Origin of the sequence: Streptomyces sp. NPDC048278 (assembly GCF_040652195.1) — a bacterium.
Classification (GTDB): domain Bacteria; phylum Actinomycetota; class Actinomycetes; order Streptomycetales; family Streptomycetaceae; genus Streptomyces.
The window spans coordinates 297,744-322,787 of the sequence record NZ_JBEZLP010000009.1 but is presented as its reverse complement, the minus strand read 5'-3'; the positions used below and the strand labels follow the sequence as shown (position 1 = coordinate 322,787).

The following is a 25,044-nucleotide window of genomic DNA, read 5'->3' as shown; positions in this document are numbered from 1 at the left end:
TGCGGGCGCCAACTCTGCGCGCGTAGAACGTGCTTGAGATTTCTACACGCGTCGACTCCTTGAAAGGTACATGGCATGTCCGGTCGGTGAACAGAAAACCGCTGTAACAACCGGACGGGACTGTCGCCGGATTCAGCGGGCAGATTGGACTGCAGCGGGGTACAGACGAAGAGGGGCGGAAATGGAGATCTCGGGCATCATCAGCGCCATCATCATCGGGCTCATCATCGGTGTGCTGGGGCGCCTGGTCGTCCCCGGCCGCCAGCACATCGGTGTCCTGTGGACCATCGTCGTCGGCATCGTGGCGGCACTGCTGGGTTCGGCGCTCGCGGCGGGCTTCGGCGTGGCCGACACCAAGGGCCCCGACTGGATCGAGTGGTTCATCCAGATCGCCCTGGCGGCGCTGGGCATCGCGGCACTGGACCGCAGCAAGGCGCGCCGGTGACCTGAGCGCGCCTCGGGCGCGGCGGGACCGCACCGGGTGGTGCGGTCCCGCCGCGCGGGCGCGTCCTGCGGCGGTCGGTCGTACGGCGCCGGTCGCCGGTTGCTTTTGCCTCCTGCCTCCTGCCGCTTACCGCGGAGAGGGCGGAGAGAGATACGGCGTGGTCGTGCTCAGGGCGTGGAAGCCCAGCCGCTCCAGGATCGGCCTGCTCGTCGGCAACGCGTCCACCTGGAGGTACCGGCAGCCGTGCGCGGCGGCGACGCGGGCCCGGTGGGCGACGAGAGCGCGGTACACACCGCGTCCGCGCCACTCCTCCACCGTGCCACCGCCCCACAGTCCGGCGAACCTCGCCCCTGGCACCAGCTCGACCCGGGCGGCGCTGACCGGTTCGTCCCCGGCGAGCACGACCAGCGCGACCATGGTGTCCGGCTGCTCGGCGAGCCGCGTCAGCAGCTGGTGCCGGAGCGCCGAGCCGTCGGTGCCGAACGCCTTCTCGTGCACGTCCACCACGAGTTCGATGCCCGCCCGGTCCGTGGCGGGCACCACACGCACGCCGTCCGGCAGCCTCGTGTCGAGGGTCAGCCGGGCGACCTCGCCGACCATCAGCGTCTCCTCCGGCTCCGCCCCGAACCCGGCGGCGGCGAGCCGGTCACCGAGGTCCGAGGGCCGGTCGTGGCCATAGACCTTCCACTCGAACTCCCGCCCCTGGGCGGCGAAGAACTCGATCTGCTCGGCGATCGCACGATCGGCGGTCGCCTCGTCCAGGTCCGACCAGAGAACGCCGTTCCACCCCTCGGCGTCCGCCACCTGGCGCACCACCGCGCCCGTCCGCTCGATCCGGGCGCCGGGCCCGTCGGGCCGGGCGCCTTCGCGCATGTCGCGGTCGTACAGGGCGAGCACGGTTCTGTGATCCATCCCGGCACTCCACCATCCGGGCACGACGGCTGCAACAGAATTACCAGGTGGCGGCCGGGTGTGCGGGGCGGCGGTCAGCCCAGTTCGAGCGTCGTGACCCCGAAGACCCGCTCCTGGGCGTGGTCGCGGACCGGGCCGGTGTACATGCGGGCGGTCTCGAACGAGGGGACGAAGCCGGCCGCTTCGACGAGGGCGACGCCCGCCGTGCTGGTCCCGGGTACGTCGATGGCGACCTGGTCGCCCGCCGCCTCGGCGGTGAGCGCGGTGAACAGGGCGCGGGCGTCCTCGGCGCTGTCGGCGAAGAGGGGTCCGATGCGCAGGGTGTCGCGGCCGGGGCGGATCACGCCGTAACCGGTGAGGCGGTCGCCGTCGTGGCGGACGAACGCCCGGTGCCCGGTGCCGGTCAGCCACGCGGCCACGAAGCGCGGCCGGTCGGCCGGGCAGCAGGCACTGTCGTACGCCGTGACGGCGGCCAGGTCGGCGGCGCGGGCGGGCCGGACGCCGGCCGGGGTCTCGGCGGCGGGGGCCTCGCCCACGAACCGGGCGGTGCGGTAGGCGAGTTCGAAGCCGGACTGGCGGTAGTTGTCCTGCTGGGCCACCACGCCGTCCAGGCCGACGGTGCGGTTGCCGGCATGGGCGAGTGCGGTCTTCCAGGTGGTGAGGCCGTGGCCCTGGCCGCGCAGGTCGGGGCGGACCAGGTACCAGCCCAGGAAGGCGTAGTCGGCGCCGTGGTTGACGACGGAGATGGCCGACACCGGTTCGCCGTCGACCCGGCCGACGAAGAACCCGTCGGGGTCCTGGGCGAAGAAGGCGGCGCTGTCCGACAGCCCGGGGTTCCAGCCCTCGTCGGCCGCCCAGCCGACGATCACCGGCCAGTCGTCGGGGGTGGCCCGGGTGACGACGAGGTCCTGGGGGGCCGGAGAGGTCATCGATGCGCTCCATTCCGTAACGGGGTCCGACCGCACGGCGACCGGCGCCGCGCGCCCGCAGCATCCTTCCCGATCACCGTGCACCGTGCCACGACGGGATCAAGCCGTTGACGTGCCGCGCGCGGGAACGGCGGAGGCCCCACCGGTCGGGTCCGGTGGGGCCTGGCGATGCGCGGTGCGTCAGCCCGCTCCGGTATCACTCCGGCCGGTCAGCGCGTCCGGCCCGGGCGGAAGCGCCGGTACAGGGCGGTCCCGGCGAGCAGCAGCGCCGCGCTGCCCGCCAGGGCGGCGCCGGTGAGGTCCGTGCCGGTGTGGGCGAGGGTCGCCTGGGCCGGCGGCGCGACGGGGTCGTGCGCCTCGGGCTCGTGGTGGGCCTTGGGCGGGGCCGGCGGCTTGACCTTGGGCGGCTCCGGGGTGGTGGTCTTCGGCGGGCTCGGGTGGTCGCCGGAGGTGTTCACCGAGGTGTTGCCCATGGTCGGGTTCAGGACGCCCACCACGTTGACGCTGTTGCCGCTGACGTTCACCGGGAGGTCGACCGGCAACTGGATGCCGTTGCCGGACACCACCCCGGGCGAGCCCTCCTCGGCGCCCTGCGCGGACGACCCGCCGGACGTGACCGAGCCGGCGGGCGCGCTGTCGGCGGCGTCGCCGCCGCCCTCGTTCACACAGGTGTTGCCGGCCGCCGGGTTCAGCAGCCCCACCACGTTCACGGTGTTCCCGCACACGTTCACCGGGAGATCGACCGGCAACTGGATACCGTTGCCGGACACCACCCCGGGTGAACCGGCCGCAGTACCGTCCGCGCTCGCGTCGGCCCAGGCCGGAACCGCCATGGCCATCGCACCGGAGGCGGCAGCGACGGCGATCACACCGTTTCGGGTAACCCGTTTCATAGGTTCCCTGCCTTCCAGACATGATTACGGGCGCTCGCCCGCAACGGTTAAAACGCGGACGAACCATGCGAGTTATGGCTTATCCATATTTCACCCGATCGAGCGACACCCAGGTCGAACCGGCGGCCAAAGTATGCAAGGGCATCGAGAGGGGGCGGCGGCGCGCAGAGTACGCCCCCGGCCCGCCCCGCTCGCCGGGAGGCGGGCCCCGCGGAGCCCGCTTATGGTGAGCGAAAGCCCTGTGTCCGGTCCGCCACGGAGCGTCCCTGGAGGCCCCCGATGCCTGCCGTGCCCCGCACCCGGCCCGCCCTGCGGTGCTGCGCCGGCGCCGGCGCCGTGGCGCTGGCGCTGCTGGGCGCAGGGCTGCCCGCGACCACGGCCGCCGCCGGCGGGGAACAGCCGGACCTGACCCGGTTCTATCGGCAGCACGCCAGGTGGACGGCGTGCCGGGACGACGCGCTGCCCAAGGACATGCAGTGCGCCAGGGTGACCGTCCCCCTCGACTACGCGCGGCCGGCCGCGGGCACCCTCGATCTGGCGCTGTCCCGCTACCGGGCGACCGGGAAGTCGCAGGGCTCGGTGCTGCTGAACTTCGGCGGCCCGGGCGGCTCGGGCGTCAGCCAGCTCGGCCAGGACGGCAAGCAGTTCATGGGCCTGACCAACGGCTACGACGTGGTCGGCTTCGACCCGCGCGGGGTCGGCCGCTCCTCCCCCGTCAGCTGCGGCGACGGTATCGGCGGCACCTCGGACGGCGACGGCGCGAGCGCCGACGAGCCGCCCGACATAGCGCGTCCCGATGCCCTGATGAAGGAGCTGAAGCAGCTCACGGTGCGGTGCACCAGGAACTCCGGCCCCGTGCTGTCCCACATAGGCACCGTGAACGCCTCCCGGGACCTGGACGTCATCCGTCAGGCGCTCGGCGACAAGAAGCTCAACTACCTGGGTTTCTCCTACGGCACCAGGCTCGGCGCGGTGTACGCGGCGCAGTTCCCGCACAACGTGGGCCGGATGGCGCTGGACGGCGTGGACACGCTGACCGAGTCGCTGGCCGAGCAGGGGGTGGCCGGGGCCCGGGGGCAGCAGACGGCGCTGGACGACTTCCTGGACTGGTGCGTCGCCGGCCTGGGGTGCCCGTTCGGGCAGGACCGGCGCAAGGCGGGCGAGGCGGTCGTGAAGCTGGTGCGCTCCCTCGACCAGGACCCGGTGCCCTCCGACTTCGGCGGCCCGTTCACCGGCCAGGACCTCGTGGGCGCCCTCGGGCAGGGGCTCTACGGCAAGGAGCTGTGGCCGGTGCTGGAGCGGGCACTGGCCTCGCTGATCGAGGACGGGGACACCCGGGGAGTGCAGAACGTCGCGTCCGGCGGCTCCGCGCTGCCGCACGGGCACCGGCCGGCCGGCGGGCTCGTGGACAGCGCGGACATCCCCGTGGACAACCTGTCGGCGGCGCTGATGGCCATCAACTGCGCCGACGACCCGGACCGGCCGAGCGCCTCGCGGCTCACCCGGGATGTCGCCCGGCTGGACAAGGAGTACCAGCGGGCGTCCCCGGTGTTCGGCCGGTTCCGGCTGACGCAGGTGCTGCTCTGCTACGGCCGGCCGCGCGGTACGGACTTCATCCGCGAGAAGGTGAAGGACGTGCCCTCCGCGCGGATGCTGCTCGTGGGCACCCGCGGTGACCCGGCGACGCCGTACAGCTGGACGGTCGAGACGGCGAGGCGGCTCGGTCCTTCGGCCGTGGTGCTGGACAACAGGGGTGACGGGCACACCGGGTACACGTCGTCGACCTGCGTGCACGGGAAGGTCGACGACTTCCTGCTGTACGGCACGCTGCCGCCCGACGGCAGCTCCTGCCCTCAGGACAGGGTGAGTTCCGGGTCGTAGAGGTCGATCCAGTGGGCCAGGTCGAGGGTGCGTTCCAGGCCGCGCCGGTCGGCCTGGGTGCTCAGCTCGGGCCGGTGCGCCGCCTGGTCGGCCTTGTCGCGGTCGACGAGGTCGAAGACCCGGTGGTCGGGCCGGGCCACCAGGTCCTTGACCTGCTCCTGGAGGGCGCGGCCGTACTCCGGGTCCTGGGTGGAGGGGTAGGGGCTCTTGACCCGGTCGTACACGGACTGCGGGAGGACGTCGCGGGTGGCCTCGCGGAGCAGGGTCTTCTCGCGGCCGTCGAAGGACTTGAGGGCCCAGGGCGCGTTGTAGACGTACTCGACGAGCCGGTGGTCGCAGAACGGCACCCGGACCTCCAGGCCGACGGCCATGCTCGTCCGGTCCTTGCGGTCGAGCAGGATACGGACGAAGCGGGTGAGGTGCAGGTAGCTCATGCGCCGCATCCGGTACTCGAAGTCGCTCTCGCCGTCCAGGCGCTCGATGCCGGTGAGGGCCGCGTGGTAGGAGTCGGCGATGTAGTGCTCCAGGTCGAGGGACTTGGCGAGGTCCGGGCGCAGGACGCCGGCGTCGTCGCCGAAGTGGCGGGCGAACTGGAAGAGCCAGGGGAAGGTGTCGGCGGTGCGGGCCCCCTCGTCGAAGAACTGCAGGTAGCCGCCGAACACCTCGTCGGCGGACTCGCCGGACAGCGCGACGGTTGACTGGTCGCGGACGGCCCGGAAGAGCAGCAGGAGCGAGGTGTCCATGTCGCCGAAGCCGGCCGGCAGGTCGCGGGCCCGGATCACCCGCTCGCGGACCGCGGGGTCGGCGAGGCTGGCCACGTCGAGGACGATGTCCTGGTGGTCGGTGCGGGCCAGGCGGGCCACGTCGTGCACGAAGGGCGTGTCGGGGGTGGAGCGCAGTTCGTCGGCGACGAAGTTGTCGGTCCGGCCGACGAAGTCGACGGCGAAGCTGCGGACCTTCTCGCCGTGCGCGGCGAGCTGACGGGCGGCGAGCGCGGTCATGGCGGAGGAGTCGAGGCCGCCGGAGAGCAGGGTGCAGCGGGGCACGTCGGCGACCAGCTGGCGGCGCACGATGTCGTCGAGGAGTTCACGGACGGTGGCGACGGTGGTGTCCCGGTCGTCGGGGTGCGGGCGGGTCTCCAGCCGCCAGTAGGCGCGGGTGCGCAGGCCGCGGCGGTCGACGGTGACCACGGTGCCGGGTTCCACCTCGCGCATGCCGTCCCACACGGCGCGGCCGGGGGTCTTCACCATGGTGAACAGCTCGCGCAGGCCGTCCAGGCCGACCCGGGGGCGGACCAGCGGGTTGGCCAGGATCGCCTTGGGCTCGGAGCCGAACAGGACGCCGTCCGGGGTCGGGTACAGGTAGAAGGGCTTGATGCCCATGCGGTCGCGGATCATCACGAGCTTGTCGTGCCGGCCGTCCCAGACGGCGAAGGCGTACATGCCGTTGAGCCGCTCGGCGACGGCGTCTCCCCATTCCACGTAGCCGCGGAGCACGACCTCGGTGTCCGAGTCGGTGGTGAACTCGTGTCCGCGGGCGGCGAGTTCGCGGCGCAGCTCGGTGAAGTTGTAGGCCTCGCCGGAGTAGACCATCGCGACGGTGCCGTCCGGGGTGCGGACGGTCATCGGCTGGCGCCCGCCGGGCAGGTCGATGATCGCGAGCCGGCGGTGCCCCAGGGCGGCGGGGCCCTCGCTCCAGGTGCCCCGGTCGTCGGGGCCGCGGCAGGCCATGGTCTCCGTCATTGCATCCAATGCGCGCTGCTCGGTGGTGAGGTCACGGTCGAAGGAGACCCAGCCGGTGATGCCACACATGTGCTACCTCCTGCTGCCGGTCAGCCGGGCCATGCGCGCCACCTGCGGTTCCGCGGTGGAGGCAATTGCCCGAGCGAACCACTTGTATTCAGCACCTATATAGCGAGCGTGCGCCCGGGACCTCGGCCGGTCAACCTGGCTGTAACACGAACGGAGTACCCCACCCCCACTTTCGGACGCGTTTTGCCCGTGCGAGGCCCGTGAACCCGCCTCACACCGGGCCCTGCCCGCCCCGAACAGGCCAAGCGCAAAAAGTTCCCCAAACGGGTCGGCGCCGCGGCTTTCGCCGGGCGCCGGTCACCTGGTGCTGTCGCGGGTTCGCGCTACGCGGCCGGGGCGAGGAACCGGTCCAGCACCGCCGTCAGCTCGGCCGGCCGCTCCACCGGCAGTTCGTGGCCCGCGTCGATGATCCGGACCTCGGCGTCCGGGTAGGCCTTGGCCATCCGCAGCATCTGCCCCACCGGCAGCTGGATGTCGTGGTAGCCGTGCACCATCAGGGTGGGCGCGGTGATCTCGCCGGCCCGGTCGAGGACGTCGAAGGCGCGCATGGCGCCGTACAGCGTCATGACGACCTCACGCGGGGTGCCGGCGGACGCCCGGACGTACTCCCTGATCTGCTCGCGCGGGTAGCCCGGGGCGAAGGCGCGCTGGATGTTGGCGGCGACGAACAGCTTGAACGGCACGAGCGCCGAGGCCGCCAGCAGCAGCCCACGGCCGCGGCTGTACGTCATCCGGCCGATGGAGTTGACCAGGACCATCCGCTCGACCCGCTCGGGGTGGGCCAGCGCGAGGGTCTGGGAGATCATGCCGCCCATGGAGTGACCGACGGGGACGAAACGGTCCACCTCCAGGTGGTCGAGGAGCGCGACCACGTCCTGGGCAAGCTCGGCGACCGTCTTCACGCCGGCCCCGGTGCTCTCGCCGTGGCCGCGCAGGTCGAGCCGGATCACCCGGCGCTCTCCGCCGAAGTGCGCCATCTGATGGTCCCAGCGGTGCCGGTTCGCGGTCCAGCCGTGGATGAACACCAGGGGCGCGGCGCCGCCGTCGCGGGGACCCTCGTCGTCGTACGTCAGTGCCGCTCCGTCGACTTCGAGCTGCGGCATGGGGGCCTCCTGGGGCGTGATCCGGTTACTGCCGGGTACGGTAACGGGCCGTCCGGCCCGCCGTCACCGGCCGCCGGGCCTCAACACGGTTACGGCGCACCCGGGGCCCGGCAGCGCCGGAGGATTACCCCAAATGCCGCAATGGCGAATCGGTCCTATGGTGCTGATATGGAGCACGCACTCAGTCCTTCGACCCTTGCCGAGCTGCGCCGCCCGCGCCCCTATCCCGCTGTCTCCGTGCTGACGCCGACACACCGTCGTGAGCCCGACAACGCCCAGGACTCCGTCCGGCTGCGCAATGTCGTGGCCGAGGCGAAGAAGCAGCTGGAGTCCGATCCCGCGGTCACCCGGGACCGCCGCTCCGACGTCGTCAGGCAGCTCGAACAGGCTCTCGCCGAGGTCGACCTGACGTACACCGAGGACGGTCTGGTGATCTTCGCCGCTCCGGGCGAGCACCAGGTGTGGTCGCTGGCCCGCAGCGTGCCCGAGCGCGTGGTGCTCGCGGACACGTTCCTCACCCGCAACCTGGTCTCGGCGCACGCGGCCGAGCGGCCGTTCTGGGTGCTGTCGATCTCGGCCGACCGCGTCACCCTGTGGAACGGCGGCATCGACCGGGTCACCGAGAGCCGGGCGGCCGGTTTCCCGCTCAACCGCAGCCAGGAGAACTTCGACGCCGAGCGCCGGGAACAGATCGGCGACATGCCCAGCACCTTCCGCGACGAGGACACCAAGCACTTCCTGCGGGAGGCGAACACCGCGATGGCCGCGCTGCTCCGGGAGGAGCCACGGCCGCTCTACGTCACCGGCGAGCAGGCCGCCCTCTCCCTGTGGGAGGAGCTCGGCAACGTCGCCCGGTTCAGCATCCCCGTGCAGCACGGCGGGCTCGCGCACGCCGGCCCGGAGGCCGTGTGGCAGGCGATCACCCCGCTTCTCCAGGCGGAGTCCCGCCGGAGCACGGCGTCGGTGGCCCGGGAACTGGAGTCCGCACGCGGCCACAAGACGTTCGCGGCCGGTGTCGACGAGGTCTGGCAGAGCGCCCGCGAGGGCCGGGTCCGGCTGCTCGCCGTCGAGGAGAACTACCGCACGACGGTCCGCGACGACGGCGACCACCTGATCCCGGCCGTGAGCGGCGACCTCGACGCCCGCGACGACATCGTGGACGAGATCGTCGAGCAGTGCCTGGAGACCGGCGCCGACGTCCGCTTCGTCCCGGACGGCACCCTGGGCGACGAGAACGGCATCGCCGGCGTGCTGCGCTACTGACCAGCCCCTCCCCCGGCCGACGTAGGCTCTGGAAGCGTGATCGTCGGCCGAGAGGGAGTGTGTGGGCGTGGCTGAGTTGCTGGGCGTCGCGGTACTGGGTGCCGGACACATGGGGGCCGACCACATACGACGGCTGGACCAGGTGATCAGCGGCGCCCGGGTGGCCGCGGTGGCCGACCCGGACCCCGACCGCGCCAAGGAGGCGGCGGCCGGTCTCGACGGCGTCACCGTGCACGCGGATCCGCTGGCCGCCCTGGGCGCACCCGGGGTCGACGCGGTGCTGATCGCCTCACCCGGCCCGGCGCACGAGGAGCCGCTGCTCGCGTCCTTCGAGCGCGGGCTGCCGGTGCTGTGCGAGAAGCCCATGGTGCCGGACTCCACCGGCGCGCTGCGGGTGGTGGAGGCCGAGGCGAGGCTCGGGCGCAGACTGGCGCAGATCGGGTTCATGCGCCGCTACGACGCCGAGTACGGGCGCCTGAAGTCGCTGCTGGACGGCGGCAGCCTGGGCCGGCCGCTGATGCTGCACTGCACCCACCGCAACGTGTCCTCGCCGCCCGGGTTCACCAGCGCCATGCTGATCAACAGCTCGGTGTCGCACGAGATCGACGCGGCCCGCTGGCTGCTCGGCCAGGAGCTGACCGCGGTGACCGTGCTGCGGCCCAGGCCATCCTCGGGCGCCCCCGAGGGACTGCTCGACCCGCAGCTGGTCCTCTTCGAGACCGACGACGGCGCCCTCGTCGACGTCGAGGTCTTCGTCAACTGCGGCTTCGGCTACCAGGTGCGCTGCGAGGCCGTGTGCGAGAACGGCAGCGCCCGGATCGGCGAGGACCACACCATGCTGGTCACCGCGGCCGGCGGCGCCCGCGAGGAGGTCGCCCAGGACTACCTGGTGCGGTTCGCCGACGCCTACGACCGCGAGGTGCAGGCCTGGGTGGACGCCACCCGGCAGGGCCGGGTCACCGGACCGGGCGCCTGGGACGGCTACGCCTCCTCCGTGGTCGCCGAGGCCGGGGTCCGGGCGCTGGAGAGCGGCGGCCGTACGGCCGTCGAGCTCGCCCCGCGCCCGGACCTGTACGCGGACCTCAGCCGCTGACGGAGGGGGTGCCCGTCTCCAGATGGCCGGTGAACCGGCGCGACCAGGTCGCGTCGGAGTCCACCGTGACCGTGAAGTCGTACCAGCCGCTCTGGTACGCGACGGCGTTGAAGTAGTCCTCGGTCGAGGCTCCGGCGGCCACCGTGTACGTCCACGGGCCGTCGGTGCGGTAGTTGTTCGAGGTGATCGTGAACTTCACCGGCGTGGAGCCGGTGTTGGCCATCTTGAACCAGACGGCGAGCTTGCCGCTGCCGGGTTCCACGGCGTAACGGGAGCTCACCTCGGCCGACTTGCCGGCCTTGGTGGCGTCGCCCTGGAAGCGGCGCAGGAAGCGGTTGGGACCGGCCATGGTGATGTCGTACCTGCCGGCGCCGTATCCGGTGCCGATGTTGAAGTAGTCGGAGGCGGTGGCGCCGGCGCCGACCGTGTACTGCCAGGGCGTGGTGTCCCGGTAGGCGTTCGGGTGGATGGAGAGGTGCGCCGAACGGGTCGCCGGGGTGCCCTGGTTGGCCATGGTGAACCAGGCGCGGACGGTGCCGCCGGTCCCGAACTCCAGGTGGTCCAGGTAGCCGTTGGGCTGGTAGGGCAGCGCGCGGGCCGGGCGGGTGCCGGACTCCTGGGCGGGCAGGGCGTTGGTGGTGGGCACCGGGTTGGGCAGCGGGCCGCAGGTGGAGTAGCCGATGACGCCGGTCGAGGGCAGGGAGACGGCGCCGTGGACCGGGTTGGCGAAGTCGAAGACGCCGGTCAGGTCGCCGCTCACGGCGCGCCGCCAGTCGCTGATGTTGGGGCATTTCGCGGGTTTGCCGAGGGCCGCCGTCCAGGTCTCCAGGAAGCGCAGCACCGAGGTGTGCTCGAAGACCTCGGAGGAGACCCAGCCGCCGCGGGTCCAGGGCGAGATGACGATCATCGGGACCCGGAAGCCGAAGCCGTAGGGCACGCCGTTCAGGAACTCACCGGCCGTGCCGGCGGGCGGGGCCGGGGGCGGGACGTGGTCGAAGTAGCCGTCGTTCTCGTCGTAGTTGAGGAACAGGACGGTGGAGTCGAAGACGTCCGCGTCGGCGGCGAGGGCCTGGTAGACCAGGTTGACGAAGTGCGCGCCGTCGCCGGGCGGGGCGTAGGGGTGCTCGGAGAAGGCCTGGTTGGCGACCACCCAGGAGACCTGCGGGAGGGTGCCGGCCACGACGTCCGCCTTGATCGCGGCGGCGATGTCGTCGGGGGTGGAGCCGGTCACCGCCGGGACGGAGGACATGCCCCGGTCGTGGAGCGGGTTGCCGGCTCCGGCGTTCGCGAAGTTCTTGAAGTAGGCGCAGCCGTTGTCACCGTAGTTGTCCTGGGCGTTCTGGTAGACCTTCCAGGTCACTCCGGCGCTCTGCAGGGCCTCGGCGTAGTTCTGCCAGGTCAGGCCGGACTCGTCGCCTCCGTCGTAGCTGGCGGAGTCGACCTTGCCGCTCCACAGGTAGGTGCGGTTGGGGCCGGTGGCGCTGAGGGTGGAGCAGAAGTAGGCGTCGCAGATCGTGTAGTTGTCGGCGAGCGCGTAGTGGAAGGGAATGTCGGCGCGGTCCAGGTAGCCGAGGGACCGCACGTTGCCGACGCCCGCCACCCAGTTGTCGAGGCGGCCCTTGTTCCAGGCGGAGTGCTGGGAGGACCAGGAGTGCGGGAGGTCGCCGTTGCACTGGGCGAGGGTCTCGCCGTCCTTGCCGCCGGCGTCGGGGGTGGCGCTGAGCTTCCACGGGTACTGACGGCCCGTGCCGTTCGGCTGGTTGAAGACCGGATAGCCGCCGCTCAGGGTGATGCCGCTGCGGTCGGCGAAGCCGCGGACGCCCTTGAGGCGCCCGAAGTAGTGGTCGAAGCTGCGGTTCTCCTGCATGAGGATCACCACGTGCCTGACGTCCGAGATCGTGCCGGTCGCCGTGCTCGGGGCCGCGGTCGCGGTCCGCGGGCCGGCGGCGCCCACCGTCATGCCCGCCGCAACGGAAGCGCCCAGTCCCACGAAGCCTCTTCGGCTGATCGGTGTCATTCGCCCCGTCCTCGTCACCGGTGCGCCCGTGCGGCACACCGCGCGCCAGAGTGCACCTGGCGGTCGGCGGGCTCCGGGCCGGATCGGTGAGGCGGGAGTGAACAAGAGTCAAAGTACGGGTCGGTACCGCCCCGTGCGCCTCACACGCCCCCGAACAGCGTGCTCAGGCCCCGTTCCACGACGGCCTCGACGTCCTCCTGTCCCGGGGCCACCACCTCGTGGGAGCGCTGCAGGAACCGGACCAGCGCCTGGGTGTCGAACTGGAGCAGGGCGAGGCCGTGCGGCGAGTGGAACTCCACGGCCGTACGGCCCGGACCGCAGGGCCAGATGTGGACGTCCCCACGCCCGGCCGGGGCGCTGAGCCCCTGGTCGAGCAGCGAGCGGGCGAAGGTCCAGGTGACCTCCTCGCCGCCGAGGGTGACCTCGGCCGGGAAGTCGACGAAGACGGCCAGGGGATCACCGGAGGTGTACCGGAGCGTGGCGGGCACCGGGACCTCCTCGTCCTCGGCGGTGATCAGCCGGGCGCGGGCGGGTTGCTCGAAAGTGATGTCCATGCCTGTAGGACTCCGGGAAGGCCCCTTGCATGACGCGAAATCCGGACAGAGTTGCCGCGGTTGGCCGAGACCGCGACACTGTGAACACAGGGGCGTCGAACAACCGCCCGAGCGCGACACGAAGAGCTCGCGAAGTCCGTCACATCACGTAGCCCTCCTACGACTTGGACGTCCGCTCGCGTACACCTTTCAGGGGCGGCGACCAGGCCATGAAGACTCTGGCATATGCCAGAAGCACCACCGTATCGTGTGTTGCCAAATCCCTTACGGGGCGTCGCAGGCTGTGCAACAGTCGTAACCGGTCCCACCGTCCGCCTTGGCCGTTCAGTCCCCTCATCGGAGTGCGTCATGCCGTCCCATGTCTCCGCGGACCGCCCCGCCGCCCAGCCTCCCGGGCGTGGCTCGGTCGAGGCGTTGATATCGCAGACGCGGCGACTCAAGGGCGACGTCGACGCGGTGCGCCGGGACACCCGGAGCCCGGGTTCGGACTCCGAGGAACGCTGGCAGCGGGCCCTGTACGACCTGGCGCTCCATCAGCTCAACGACCTGGACGAGCACTTGGCCCAGCTGCGCGACGGACCGGCACCCCCGCCGGCCGGTGCGGAGGCCGCGCCCGCCCGCCCCGCCCCGCCCGCCCCGGGCTCGCTGCTCAGCCGGGTCGGCAGCGCGGAGTGGAACCTGCTGACGGACGAGGCCAGTTGGTCCGGCGAGCTCTTCCAGATCCTCGGCCGCGACCCGGCCGCGCCCGCGCTCACCCTCGACGAACTGCCCGCCGTGGTGCTGGACGAGGACCGGCCCCGGCTGACCGCGATGGTCACCGACTGTCTGGTCGACGCCAAGCCGATCGACGGCGAGTTCCGCGTCCTGCGGCCCGACGGGAACGTGCGGACCGTCCACATGATGGGCGAACCGGTGCTCGGCGGCGACGGCAGCACCGCCTCCATGTGGGCCGTGCTGCGCGACGTCAGCGAACTGCGGCTCAGCCAGCGGACGGTGCGCGAGACCCGGGACACGATGCAGCGGCACCGCCGGCGGGCCGAGACCGAGCAGCGGCTCGCCGTCGAACTCCAGGAGGCCGTGCTGCCGCCCGGGCGCGGTGCCCTGCGGCTGCCGAGCCGGGGGCCCGGCACGCTTGACGTCGCCGCCCGCCATCTGCCCTCCGGGGCCGGAACCCTGCTGGGCGGCGACTGGTACGACGCGCTGGAGCTGCCCGACGGCGGCACCCTGCTGAGCGTCGGCGACCTCACCGGACACGGCGTCGCCGTCGCCTCGGGCATGACGATGCTGCTGGGCGCCGTACGCGGCATGGCGATGGCCGGCACCCAGCCGGGGCAGCTGATGTCCCTGCTGAACCAGTTACTCGACGCCACCGTGCAACCCGCGCTGGGCAGCGCGGTCTGCTGCCGCTACCGGCCCGCAACCCGCACCCTGACCTGGGCACAGGCAGGACACCCCGCCCCGCTGCTGTTCCGCGGCGGGACGGGGTGTGCGCTCAGCGCGCCGGACGGCGTGCTGCTCGGTGTCACCTCGGGAGCCGGTTACGGGCAGACCGAAGTGACCCTGGAACCAGGCGATCTGCTGCTGCTGCACACCGACGGAGTGGTGCCCGGGCACAGCGGAGCGGACTCTCTGGGCGCGCTCCTCGGCCTGGCCCCCCGGTTCGGGGCGGCGCGCACCGCCCAGGACTGTGTCAGGGCCGTGGTCGAGGAGTTCGGCGAGAGCGAGCGCGAGGACGAGGCCTGCGTGCTTGTCGCCAGGGTGGGTGAATAGGGAGCAAGCAGGGAGCACAGGCGGGGTCAGCCGTTGCCGCCCTGATGAGAGCCGATGAGACCCGATGAGGTCGGTCGGCCGGCTGGTGTCGAGCGCGCAGGCCCCTATGCCTGCGCGCTGTTGTTGTTCCTCTTGCTCCTGGCCCTGGGCAGGGCCAGCTTGATCTCCTCCCGCAGTTCCTGGATCCTCGGGTAGCTGGAGTACTCGGCGGTGAGCCGGTACATCTGGCGCAGCCGGTCCCAGGTGCGGTGGGAGGAGTTGGATCCCATCGACATCAGGGCCAGCCGGGCGTACCGGTCCGCCTGTTCGGGGTCGTCCGCGATGAAGCAGGCGGAGGCCATGGACAGGAAGTCGAAGATCTTCGACCGCTGGCGGCCGTCGATCCGCAGGGCCAGGGCCTTCTCCGCGTAGTGCTGGGCGTGCACGGCCGCGGCCGGGTCGTGCTCGGCGAGCGTGCGGTAGGCGAGGGCCTGCATGCCGTACAGGTCCTCTTCCCTGAACATCTGCATCCAGCTCGGCGGCGGCACGTCGCCCCGGTCGGAGACGAAGAGGTCCTCCGCCTGGCCGAGGGTGCGGCGCATCGCCTGGCCCTTGCCCATCGAGGCCTGTGCCCAGGCCTCGATGGTGTAGAGCATCGCCCGGGTACGCGGCAGCACCTCGTCGCCCGAGCCGGACTTGGCGAGCTTCATCAGGTCGAGTGCGTCGTCGGGCCGGCCGAGGTGCACCATCTGGCGAGCCGCTCTGGAGAGCGCCTCCCCGGCACGCGGCCGGTCACCGCCCTCACGGGCCGCGTGGGCGGCGATGACGAAGTACTTCTGGGCCGTGGGCTCCAGGCCGACGTCGTGCGACATCCAGCCCGCGAGGACGGCCAGGTTGGCGGCGACGCCCCACAGGCGCCGCTGGAGATGCTCGGGGTGGCGGTAGGCGAGCATGCCGCCCACCTCGTTGAGCTGTCCCACCACGGCCTTGCGCTGGAGACCGCCGCCGCGGGCCGCGTCCCAGGCGCGGAACACCTCGACGGAGCGCTCCAGTTCCTCCATCTCCTCGGACCCGATGGGGGCGGCCTCGTAGCGGTCGAACCCGGCGGGGTCGGCGTGCAGAGGATCGTCGAGGACGGGGGCGTCGGCCTTGAGTGTGGGGTCGGTGTGCAGCCACTCGTACATGGCACTGCTGAGTACGGATCCCGCGGTGAGCGCGGCACCCGCGCCCACCAAGCCGCGTCGGTTGAGCATGAGGTCCATTCCCGTGAATTCGGTGAGGACCGCGGCGGTTCGTTCGGGCGCCCACGGCATGCCGTCGGGATGTTCCACGTTCCCGTCGTCCGGCCGTTTTCCCGTACGCCCGTGCCGTACCAGACCGAGGTCCTCGATGGTCACGACACGGCCGAGACGCTCGGTGAACAGAGCCGCCAGCACCCGCGGCACCGGATCGCGCGGGATCTCTCCCGTGTCGATCCACCGCCGCACCCGGGAGGTGTCGGTCGCCAGCTGGGGGTGGCCCATGGCCGCCGCCTGCCGGTTGACCAGCCTCGCGAGTTCGCCCTTGGACCAGCCGGCCAGGCCGAACAGGTCCGAGAGGCGGGTGTTGGGTTCTCCGGTCACGTCAAGCCCCCAGGTTCTCGGCTGAGTTGACAGTAGCCCGGTGCCGGTTGCCGGGCGACTATTCGCCACGGTTCGCCAGGGTGCGCCAGATGGTGTGCCACTGGGCGACGGGTGTCAGGTAGGAACGCGCCACCCCGACCCGGTCGCCACTCGACGGGCACACTCCCCAGGGTGTGTCCGGGCGGCCGGGACGGGCTGGGCGCGAGAACCCCTCACAGGACTTCTCAGGCAGGCACCGCAGGTACACGAAGGGATCTGTATCGCCCATGTACGCAGCATCGTCCTCCGTGTCCGCTCCGCCCCGGCCGCTGCGCCCTCGTCCGGCGGGCAGCGGACCCTATCTGGACCCCGCGCGGCCGGGGGCCGCCGTACCGGTCGTGGGCCGGCAACGGCGCGCCGCGGGTCTCGGCACTCAGCCCCTCAGCGGCAGACTCGACCTCTCCGGCCCCCAGGGCGCGCAGCTGCGCACCGCGATCGCGTCGGTGCACCGGATCTGTCCGGAGTTCGCTCCGGTGCAGGTGCTGCGCCGCACCGGGCGGTCGGTGATCCTCGTCGGCACGACGGGGCGCAGTACCGCCGTGGCGAAGTGTCTGCTGGACCACTCCCCCGCCTGGGCAGAGCGGACCCGCCACGAAATAGCCGCATACCGCTCGTTCGTCCGGCACCGGCCGCCGATCCGGGTGCCGAGACTGATCGCGGCGGACCCGGACAACTGCACGCTGGTGATCGAGCGGATGCCCGGCCGGGTGGCGGCGGTCCAGCGCCACCCCGCGGAGGCGCCGCCCCGGGCGGACATCCGGGCCGCACTGGGCGCGATCTGCCGGCTCAACGCGTGGCGGCCCCCGGCCGGCACCTTCGACGCCCCGGTCGACTACCCGGCCCGGATCGCCCGGTACCACGAGCTGGGTCTGCTCACCGACCGCGACATGGGTGACCTGCAGAAGCTGCTGCACGGCATCGCGGTCGCGGCCGGCCGCCAGGGGATGGGCCAGTTCTGCCACGGCGACGCCCTGCTCTCGAACATCCTGCTGTCCCCGGCCGGTCCAGTGCTGGTGGACTGGGAGCACGCGGGCTGGTACCTGCCGGGGTACGACCTGGCCACGCTCTGGTCGGTTCTCGGCGACGCCCCGGTGGCGCGCCGTCAGATCAGCCAGATCGCCCAGTCGGCGGGGCCCGCGTCCCGGGACGCCTTCCTGGTGAACCTGATGCTGGTCCTCACCCGGGAGATCCGGACCTACGAGACCGCCGTGCAGCGTTCGATGCACGACGCGACCCCGGCGGCACCGGGTACGGCCCACCCGGGCGCCGCGCCGACCGGCGAGGAACAGCGGCTGCTGCTCCGGCGGCTGCACGACGACTGCCAGATGGCCCGCCGGGCCGTACGCGCGGCGGTCGGCACTCGCTGACGGGGAAGAGGATCCGCGGTGCGCTCAGGGCAACTGCGCACCGCGGATCCTCGTATGTCCGGGGATCCCTCCGCGGGTGCCGCGGACACCCACTGGTGTACTCCACTGACGCCCCGCAGGCCCGCGGGGCGCCACCGCGAAACTCCCACGATCATCGCATGACATGGGAATTCCGGTCTCTCTGGGCATGATTGACGGATCGTCGGCAAGCCGGTACCACTGAGCCACGCTCAGCCCCGCACGCCCCGTCGCGCTCCATCGCCCCAGGAGGCTGCATTGCGAGGATCCGTCACCGAGCCCGCGCCCCCGCGCAGTGGCAGACGTACGCGCAGGACGGCCGGGGCCGTCGCCGCCGCGGCGCTGCTGCTGCCGCTGCTGGGTGCGGCACCGCCCCCGGACACGAGCGAGTCGTCCGCCGGACTGCTCCAGCGGACGTTCGCGTCCGCCGCCACCGCGTACCACGTGCCGCAGAGCGTGCTGCTCGCCGTCTCCTACCTCCAGTCCCGCTGGGACACGCACGACGGCGCGCCCAGCGTGACCGGCGGCTACGGCCCGATGCACCTCACCGACGCGCACACCGCGCTGGCGACGGCCGGCGAGCACTTCGCCGACGGCACCGAGGACGCCCGCGGCGACAGCGCCCGCCCCGCCCTGCGCCCCAAGGCGCAGGTCCCGCAGAACTCCGCGCTCCCGGCCCGCCTCAGGACCCTGCCGAGGGCCGCCGCGCTGACCGGGATCCCGGCCGAGCGGCTGCGCACCGACGCGGCGGCCAACGTGGCCGGCGGCGCCGCCCTGCTCGCCGCCGCCCAGCGGGACCTGCACCAGCCGCTCAGCGCCGATCCGGCCGCCTGGTACGGCGCGATCGCGAGCTTCTCCGGCGCCGACGACACGGCGACCGCGGCGGCCTACGCCAACGACGTGTTCGACGTCCTCCACACGGGCGAGGAGCGCACCACCGACGCCGGACAGTTCGTCGCCCTCGCCGCCCAGCCGGAGCTGCGGGCCGACACCGCGCAGCTGGAGCTGACCGGGCTGCGCCCGGCGGCGGACGACGGCACGGAGTGCCCGACAACGGTGTCGTGCGAGTGGATCCCCGCGCCCTACGCGCAGTTCGGGGACAACGACTACGGCAACCACGACCTCGCCGACCGGCCGGCCTCGCAGAGCATCAAGTACATCGTCGTCCATGACACCGAGGGCTCCTGGGACACCACCATCGGCCTGGTCCAGGACCCGACCTATGTGTCCTGGAACTACACGATCCGCTCCACCGACGGTCTGATCGCCCAGCACGTCAAGGCGAAGGACGTGGCCTGGCACGCGGGCAACTGGTACATCAACGCCAAGTCGATCGGCATCGAGCACGAGGGCTTCCTCGCCTCGCCGGACGCCTGGTACACGGAGGCGATGTACCGTTCCTCGGCGCGGCTGGTGAAGTACCTCTCCGACCAGTACGGCATCCCGCTGGACCGGCAGCACATCCTCGGCCACGACACCGTACCCGGCCCGACCACGTCCACGATCCCCGGGATGCACACCGACCCCGGCCCCTACTGGGACTGGCGGCACTACTTCGAGCTGCTGGACCACCCCTTCAAGCACAAGGGCAGGAAGCACCGGGTGGTGCCGGGCGGGGTGGTCACGATCCTGCCGGACTACGCCACGAACCAGCCGAGCTACACCGGCTGCGTCACCAAGGGCCAGCCCTGCGCCGCGCACGGGTCCGGCGAGGTACGGCTGTACTCCGACCACGACACGACATCGGCCCTGATCAAGGACATCGGCATGGGCACGACGCCGACGACCGACGTGAACGACCTCTCCTCGCGGGCCTCCACCGGGCAGCAGTACACGGTGGCGGACACCTGGGGGGACTGGACGGCGATCTGGTACCTCGGGCAGAAGGCCTGGTTCGAGAACCCGGCGAGCGCCCCTGCGGCGGTCGGCTCGACGGGGGTCGTGATCACGCCGAAGGCGGGCCTGACCAGCGTCCCGGTGTACGGCCGCGCCTATCCGGAGGCGTCCGCGTACCCCTCCGGAGTACCGGCCCAGTCGATCTCACCGCTGCCGTACACGATCCCGGCGGGCCAGAAGTACGTGGCCGGTGACAAGGTGCCGGGCGAGTACTACTACGCGGTCACCTTCAACACCGACTCGCACAAGGTCGTGGTCGGCAAGGACCTGTACTACGAGATCCAGTACGGCCACCGGGTCGAGTTCGTCCGCGCGGCCGACGTCGACGTGGTGCCGGCCGCGAAAGCCGGACGGCACCACGGCCACGGGAAGTAGCCGGCCTCAGCCCTGCTGGAAAAGCTCCGCCGGGAGCGGCTTCAGCAGGGCGTACAGGTCGTCGGTGATCGGGCGGTCCCAGGCCGCGATGGTCACCAGGACGCCGTCGCTGCGGTCGAACTGGACGCAGGAGATCCGGCTCTCGGAGAGCTTGAGGCGCCGCACGATCAGCAGGTTGTCGCCCTGCAGGACCGGCATGTCCTCGGTGCCGACGACGGTGACGTCCTCGTCGTTCTCCAGTGCGAGGAGGAGCTGGCCGACCTCGAAGGGGATCTCGTCCTCCTCCACCTCGCGGGCCGGGGAGCCCTCGGGGAGGTTGCCGATGATCATCGCGGGGCCGCGGCCACCGAAGAGGTCGTAGCGCAGGAAGACGCCCTGGCAGGTGCCGTCGGGGGCGGGCAGCAGCCCGGCACCGAGATTGCCGGGCCAGTCGCCCGGGTCCATGGCCAGAACGTCGAATTCGGGGCCGGCGGGCGTGGCGCTGCGGCGACGGAGGAACGACATGCGCTCCATGGTACGGGGCCCGGGTTGTGGGGCGGGGATCAGTACGGGGTACGTGGTACGGGTCGGCCGACGTCGGTGCGGCGCGCCGGGTCCGCCGCCGCTCTTGCTCCGCCGCCCTCGGCCCGCGCCCCCTCTCGATCCGCCCCTGGGTTCGCCACCCCTATCGGTCCGCCGACGCCCTCGACCCGCCGCTGCGCCGGGTGCGCCGGGTGCGCCGACATCCTCGATCCGGTGCCGTGCGTGATCCTCGGCAGCCCTCGATTCGCGGCCACTCTGATCTGCCGCCAGTCTTGATCCGCCGCAGCGGTGATCAGCCACGACGGTGGTGTTCGGCGGTGCCGTGCCGGGCGGGGGTGTTCGCCGTGGTGGCTGGCGGTGCTTCGCCGGGTGCCGCGCCGTCGTGGCTTGTCGCGCGGTTCCCCGCGCCCCTGGGTGGGTCGGCGTTGGCGCCCGCTACAGAGCCGCGCTCTCAGCGGTTGCCAACTCGGCCCGTGCCGCGTCCGCCAAGCCGTCGGCTCCGCACTGGTGGGCGGTTTCGAGGCCTCGGCGCAGGTGGGTGGTGTCGTGGAGTTCCGTGCCGAGGGCGACCAGGGCGCAGGCCAGTTCGTAGGCGGCCGGGGAGCGGTCGAGGTAGGTGATCGACTCGCGCAGGTAGGCCAGGCGGGCATCGCCCGAGGAGACCTCGGCCGCTGTGCGCAGGGCCTGGCCGATCGCGGAGGGGGCGCCGAAGCGGCGGGCGCGGGTGAGCGCGTCGAGGGCTGTCGTGAGGGCGCGTTCCGGGGTGTCGTGGGCTTCGGCACGGGCCAGGTGGAGCTGCCAGGGGCACCAGGAGGGGTTGCGGATGCCGCGTGGTTCGAGGCGACGCCCCGCCGCGGAGAGCTCGGCCGCCGCGTCCTTGGTGAGGCCGCGGGCGAGGAGCAGCTCGCCGTAGACCGTCTGGGCGTCGGGGAAGACCACGGCCGCCGGGAAGGGCTCCCGGAAGGCGTGGTCCTCGGCGAGGCGGGTGGCCTCGCCGGTACGACCGCGGGCCAGCAGGGTCTGGATGAGGATGCCGACGGCGTACCAGTGGGCCGGAGTGCCGGGGCCGACGCGTTCGGCGAGGCGCAGGCCGGAGCGGGCGTGCTCCTCGGCCTCGGCGAGCCGGCCACGGCGGTAGCGGACGTAGCCGAGGAGGGTGTACGCGAAGGAGAGGTGGGCGCCGCGCCAGCCCTGGCGTTCGAAGTCGGCGATCCCGGCGGCGAAGAGTTCCTCGGTGCGCTCGGGCCGGTCGGCGTACATGAAGGCGAGGGCGACGAGGACGGGGACCTCGAACCCGCGGTCGGCCTCCGCCCAGCCGAGGCCGCCGGCCAGGGCGCGCTCGGCGTGGTGGAGGGCGACGTCGGCGGGTTCGCCGCGCTGGACGGCGTCCCAGGTGCGCAGCCCGATGACGTAGCGCTCGGTGAGGTCACGGCCCTGGAGGCGGTCGGCGAGCCGGGTCAGGCGGCGGGACCGGGACGGATGGTCGGGCTCGTCGGCGCGGAAGGCGTCCCACATGAACTGTTCGGAGAGCATGCGGAGCCGGACGCGGGCGTCGCCGGTGACGTGGATCTCGCGGGCGAGGGTCTCGGAGGCCTCGGCGAGGCGGTCGCTGTGGGCGAGGACCTGCGAGAGGCGGTAGACGATGTGGTGGCGCAGGGCGGGCTCGGCGATGGGTTCCTGGAGGGCCGCGCGCAGGTGGTTGACGGTGGTGGCGGGCTCGGTGAGGAGGGAGGCGCTGCCCAGTTCGTGGAGGACGGCGGCGCGCAGCTTGGCGGGCGGGGGTTCGCGCAGCGCGCGGGCGAGGTAGGCGCGGGCGGTGTCGGGGGCGCCGGCCCGGAGGGTCTCGCCGGCGGCGGCGCGCAGTTGCCGGACGACCCAGGTGTCGCCCTCGGGGTGGGTCTCCAGGAGGTGGCGGGCGGCGGCGGTGGCGCCCTGGCCGTCGTCGGTGACGCACCAGGCGGCCTGGCCGTGCAGGGCGACCCGGGTGGCGGGTGGGATGGCCCGGTAGACGGCGGTGGCGATCAGCGGGTGGACGAACTCCAGGGTCTCGGCGCCGGTGAGGACGCGGGCGCCGCGCAGGGCGTCGGCCGCGTCGGCGGCCTCCTCGTGGCCGAGGCCGGCGACGGCGGCGGCGAGCGCGGGATGGATCTCGGTGCCGAGAACGGCGCAGGCCCAGGAGAACCGGACGGCGGAGGGGCCCAGGCGTTCGAGGCGGGCGATCAGCCCGCTGCCCTTGACGGCGGCGGCGAGGTCGCGCAGCAGGGGTGCACCGGCCTCGGTGGGGTCCAGGCCCCGGTCGTGGACCTTGGCGGTCAGTTCGACGGCCTCGAAGGGGTTGCCCGCGGTGACGGCCCAGCACTCGTGGCAGAAGGCGTCGTCGGCGTGGTCGCCGAGGCTCTCGCGGACCAGGCCGGCCACGGCGTCCGCGCTGAGCGGTTCGAGGCCGTGCGGGCGACCCCCGGCCCGTCCGGGCAGGCCGCGGAACGCGTCGGCGTGCCCGGGGAGTTCGTCGGGCCGGTACGCGACGACGACGAGCAGCGGAAGTTGCTCGGCCCGCGGTGCGAACGCGGCGAGCCAGCCGAGGGATTCGGGGTCGGCCCAGTGGGCGTCGTCGAGGACGAGGACCACCGGGGCCTGGCGCACGGCGAGGTGGGTGAGGACCCAGTCGAGGCCGTCGCGCAGGCCCTGCTGGTCGGGCGGGGCGCCCTCGGTCGGGGCGCACAGGCCGAGGGCGGGACCGACGATGTCGTACCAACTGCCCAGCGAGGCGCGGAGTTCGGCCTCCGGTGCCCCGGCGAGGCGGGGTTGCAGGAGCTGGCGGGCGACGTGGAAGGCGACGCGCTGTTCCTGGTCGCCGCCGCGCGCGGAGAGCACGGTGCAGCCCTGGGCAGCGGCGCGGCGGCGAACCTCGGCGAGCAGCGTGGTCTTGCCGATGCCGGCCCGGCCGGCGAAGGCGAGCAGTGCGCCGAGCGGCCGGTCGCCCGGCGCCGCGCCGTCCGTGCGCAGGCCGGTGAGTTCGGCCAACGCCTCGTCGACGGCAGCGAGTTCGCTGTCACGCTCGTAGAGCGTCCGTCGGTTCCTCAGGACCCGCTGTCCCATGACCACCCCCCGCCACGGTGTTGCGCGAGCGCGGGGAGCGGGCGCGCACCGTGGCTTGCAGGCAGCTCAGCGTACGCTTCACGGCGGTGATCCGCTCTCTACTGACGGTAACTGGGCGAAGGGGCTTGACATCACTGCTGCGGCGGCGAAGGCGGGACCACCGCGATCGGGGCAGCCGCGTGCAGCAGTACGGCGTGAGTGACGGAGCCCATCATGCGGGCCGGGGCGAGCAGCCGCCGGCGGTGGCGGCCGACGACGACCAGTGCGGCGTCCTTGGAGGCGGACACCAGCAGGCCCGCCGCGTCGCCGGGCAGCGCGAGGACGTCGGCGCGCAGGTTCGGGCGGTCCTTGAGGTGCGGGGCGAGGAAGCCCTCGGCGAGGGTGCGGGTCTCCTGCTCGACCTCGTCCTGGTCGACGGCCGGCGGGACGAGTTCCCCGGCCGCGAACCAGCTCTGCACCGGCCACGGGTAGGCGGCGACCACCTGGAGCCGGGCGCCGCGCCGGGCGGCCTCCGCGAAGGCGAAGGCTAGGGTGGCGTCGTCGGGGCTGTCCACGTCCAGGCCGACGACGACCCGCGGGCCGGGCTCGGCGGGCAGTTCCTCGTGCACCTCACGGCCGGGCCGGGGCACGACGACCACCGGGCAGGCGGCGTCGCGGGCGGCGGCCATGCCGTTGGAGCCGAGCAGCAGGCCGGCGAAGCCGCCGCGGCCCCGCGAGCCGAGCACCAACAGCTGGGCGTCGGCGCCCAGTTCGGGCAGCAGCGCGCTCGGCGCACCCTCCAGGGCGACGTATTCGACGGTCAGTCCGACGGCGCCGCTGCGCAGCCGGTCGCGGACCTCGTCGAGCACGGGGTCGCCGCCCTCGTCCGGCTCCCCGGCGACCAGGACGTCGGGCTGCCCCCAGGCGGCGTACTGGCGGACATGAACCACCCGCAGCGGTGCGTCCCGCTGCCGGGCCGCCTGTACCGCCCAGTCCAGGGCCCGCAGGCTGTCGCCCGAACCGTCCGCCGCGGCGATGACCGGCGCAGCGCTCATCGTTCCTCACCTCCGGAATACGACCTTCCCCGTCCGGGGCCAGCCTGTCTCAGGCGGCGGCCCCGGAAGGGCGCTGCTGGTCACGTGTCCGGAAATCCTTGCGGAACACCCCCCGGTTCACCTCTCTGCCACGGCGGCGAAGCCGGGGGGAGGCGCTCAGGTGAGGTCGAACTCGCCCTCCCGGGCCCCCGACACGAAGGCACCCCATTCGGCGGGGGTGAAGATCAGGGAAGGGCTCTGCGGGCTGCCGCTGTTGCGCATCGCGATGAATCCCTCGACAAAGGCGATCTGGACATCCCCCAGGCCCCGGCTGCTGGACTGCCAATCGGCCCCGCTGAGGTCCAGCTTCGGCTTCTCCCAGCCCAGTACCGGCTGCTGCTGGATGGTGCTCTCGGCCACGTCCGTGCTCCTCCCGAATTCGT

19 protein-coding genes are annotated in these 25,044 nt (G+C 72.6%); 7 read left to right on the top strand and 12 right to left on the bottom strand.

The window, feature by feature from the left end; genetic code table 11:
- Positions 1-181: 181 nt before the first annotated feature.
- A complete protein-coding gene (locus tag AB0D74_RS18965) occupies positions 182-445 on the top strand; it encodes a GlsB/YeaQ/YmgE family stress response membrane protein (RefSeq protein WP_362587568.1) in 264 nt (87 codons plus the stop codon).
- Between the two features lie 126 nt (positions 446-571).
- Here AB0D74_RS18965 and AB0D74_RS18960 read toward each other — a convergent pair whose 3' ends face one another.
- The 3 genes from AB0D74_RS18960 to AB0D74_RS18950 form a co-directional block, all read right to left on the bottom strand.
- Complete coding sequence (locus AB0D74_RS18960) at positions 572-1,357, bottom strand: GNAT family N-acetyltransferase (protein ID WP_362587565.1); 786 nt, start codon at positions 1,355-1,357, stop codon at positions 572-574.
- Positions 1,358-1,431: 74 nt separating this feature from the next.
- Positions 1,432-2,286 (bottom strand): GNAT family N-acetyltransferase, encoded by an 855-nt coding sequence (locus AB0D74_RS18955; RefSeq protein WP_362587562.1) that lies wholly within the window; start codon positions 2,284-2,286, stop codon positions 1,432-1,434.
- Positions 2,287-2,495: 209 nt separating this feature from the next.
- Positions 2,496-3,155 (bottom strand): chaplin, encoded by a 660-nt coding sequence (locus tag AB0D74_RS18950; RefSeq protein ID WP_362587559.1) that lies wholly within the window; start codon positions 3,153-3,155, stop codon positions 2,496-2,498.
- Between the two features lie 303 nt (positions 3,156-3,458).
- On the opposite strand from AB0D74_RS18950, the gene AB0D74_RS18945 reads away from it, so the two are divergent.
- Positions 3,459-5,060, top strand: a complete 1,602-nt coding sequence (locus tag AB0D74_RS18945) for an alpha/beta hydrolase (RefSeq protein ID WP_362587556.1) — start codon at positions 3,459-3,461, stop codon at positions 5,058-5,060.
- Here AB0D74_RS18945 and asnB read toward each other — a convergent pair.
- Both asnB and AB0D74_RS18935 read right to left on the bottom strand, forming a co-directional pair.
- Positions 5,033-6,871 (bottom strand): asparagine synthase (glutamine-hydrolyzing), encoded by a 1,839-nt coding sequence (asnB, locus tag AB0D74_RS18940; protein WP_362587553.1) that lies wholly within the window; start codon positions 6,869-6,871, stop codon positions 5,033-5,035. The two genes, AB0D74_RS18945 and asnB, sit on opposite strands and share 28 nt — an antisense overlap.
- A gap of 323 nt (positions 6,872-7,194) precedes the next feature.
- On the bottom strand, positions 7,195-7,974 hold the full coding sequence (locus AB0D74_RS18935) for an alpha/beta fold hydrolase (RefSeq protein WP_362587550.1): 780 nt from the start codon (positions 7,972-7,974) through the stop codon (positions 7,195-7,197).
- Between the two features lie 168 nt (positions 7,975-8,142).
- Here AB0D74_RS18935 and AB0D74_RS18930 point away from each other — a divergent pair, with 168 nt between their 5' ends.
- The gene (locus tag AB0D74_RS18930; protein ID WP_362587547.1) at positions 8,143-9,237 is read left to right on the top strand and encodes a chemotaxis protein; all 1,095 of its coding nucleotides are present in this window, start codon (positions 8,143-8,145) and stop codon (positions 9,235-9,237) included.
- A gap of 67 nt (positions 9,238-9,304) precedes the next feature.
- Positions 9,305-10,330, top strand: coding sequence for a Gfo/Idh/MocA family oxidoreductase (locus AB0D74_RS18925; protein ID WP_362587544.1), 1,026 nt, complete (start codon positions 9,305-9,307; stop codon positions 10,328-10,330).
- Here AB0D74_RS18925 and AB0D74_RS18920 read toward each other — a convergent pair.
- Entirely contained in the window at positions 10,320-12,347 is a 2,028-nt protein-coding gene (locus tag AB0D74_RS18920) for a phosphocholine-specific phospholipase C (protein ID WP_362587541.1), read from the bottom strand. The genes AB0D74_RS18925 and AB0D74_RS18920 overlap by 11 nt on opposite strands.
- Positions 12,348-12,487: 140 nt before the next feature.
- Complete coding sequence (locus AB0D74_RS18915) at positions 12,488-12,901, bottom strand: SsgA family sporulation/cell division regulator (RefSeq protein ID WP_362587538.1); 414 nt, start codon at positions 12,899-12,901, stop codon at positions 12,488-12,490.
- Between the two features lie 348 nt (positions 12,902-13,249).
- Here AB0D74_RS18915 and AB0D74_RS18910 point away from each other — a divergent pair, with 348 nt between their 5' ends.
- Positions 13,250-14,671, top strand: coding sequence for a SpoIIE family protein phosphatase (locus AB0D74_RS18910; RefSeq protein ID WP_362587535.1), 1,422 nt, complete (start codon positions 13,250-13,252; stop codon positions 14,669-14,671).
- 104 nt (positions 14,672-14,775) lie between these two features.
- On the opposite strand, the gene AB0D74_RS18905 is transcribed toward AB0D74_RS18910, so the two are convergent.
- Positions 14,776-16,272 (bottom strand): hypothetical protein, encoded by a 1,497-nt coding sequence (locus tag AB0D74_RS18905; RefSeq protein ID WP_362587530.1) that lies wholly within the window; start codon positions 16,270-16,272, stop codon positions 14,776-14,778.
- 266 nt (positions 16,273-16,538) lie between these two features.
- Here AB0D74_RS18905 and AB0D74_RS18900 point away from each other — a divergent pair, with 266 nt between their 5' ends.
- Positions 16,539-17,678: an aminoglycoside phosphotransferase family protein gene (locus AB0D74_RS18900; protein ID WP_362587527.1), complete on the top strand. Its 1,140-nt coding sequence runs from the start codon at positions 16,539-16,541 to the stop codon at positions 17,676-17,678.
- 276 nt (positions 17,679-17,954) lie between these two features.
- Positions 17,955-19,967: an N-acetylmuramoyl-L-alanine amidase gene (locus AB0D74_RS18895; protein WP_362587524.1), complete on the top strand. Its 2,013-nt coding sequence runs from the start codon at positions 17,955-17,957 to the stop codon at positions 19,965-19,967.
- A 6-nt stretch (positions 19,968-19,973) separates the two neighbouring features.
- Here the strand turns inward: AB0D74_RS18895 and AB0D74_RS18890 are convergent, their stop codons facing one another.
- The 4 genes from AB0D74_RS18890 to AB0D74_RS18875 form a co-directional block, all read right to left on the bottom strand.
- Complete coding sequence (locus AB0D74_RS18890; protein WP_351960988.1) at positions 19,974-20,471, bottom strand: hypothetical protein; 498 nt, start codon at positions 20,469-20,471, stop codon at positions 19,974-19,976.
- 453 nt (positions 20,472-20,924) lie between these two features.
- On the bottom strand, positions 20,925-23,588 hold the full coding sequence (locus AB0D74_RS18885; RefSeq protein ID WP_362587519.1) for an AAA family ATPase: 2,664 nt from the start codon (positions 23,586-23,588) through the stop codon (positions 20,925-20,927).
- Positions 23,589-23,719: 131 nt separating this feature from the next.
- Complete coding sequence (locus tag AB0D74_RS18880) at positions 23,720-24,622, bottom strand: universal stress protein (protein WP_362587517.1); 903 nt, start codon at positions 24,620-24,622, stop codon at positions 23,720-23,722.
- A 156-nt stretch (positions 24,623-24,778) separates the two neighbouring features.
- Entirely contained in the window at positions 24,779-25,021 is a 243-nt protein-coding gene (locus AB0D74_RS18875) for a DUF397 domain-containing protein (protein WP_362587515.1), read from the bottom strand.
- Between the last annotated feature and the right edge of the window lie 23 nt (positions 25,022-25,044).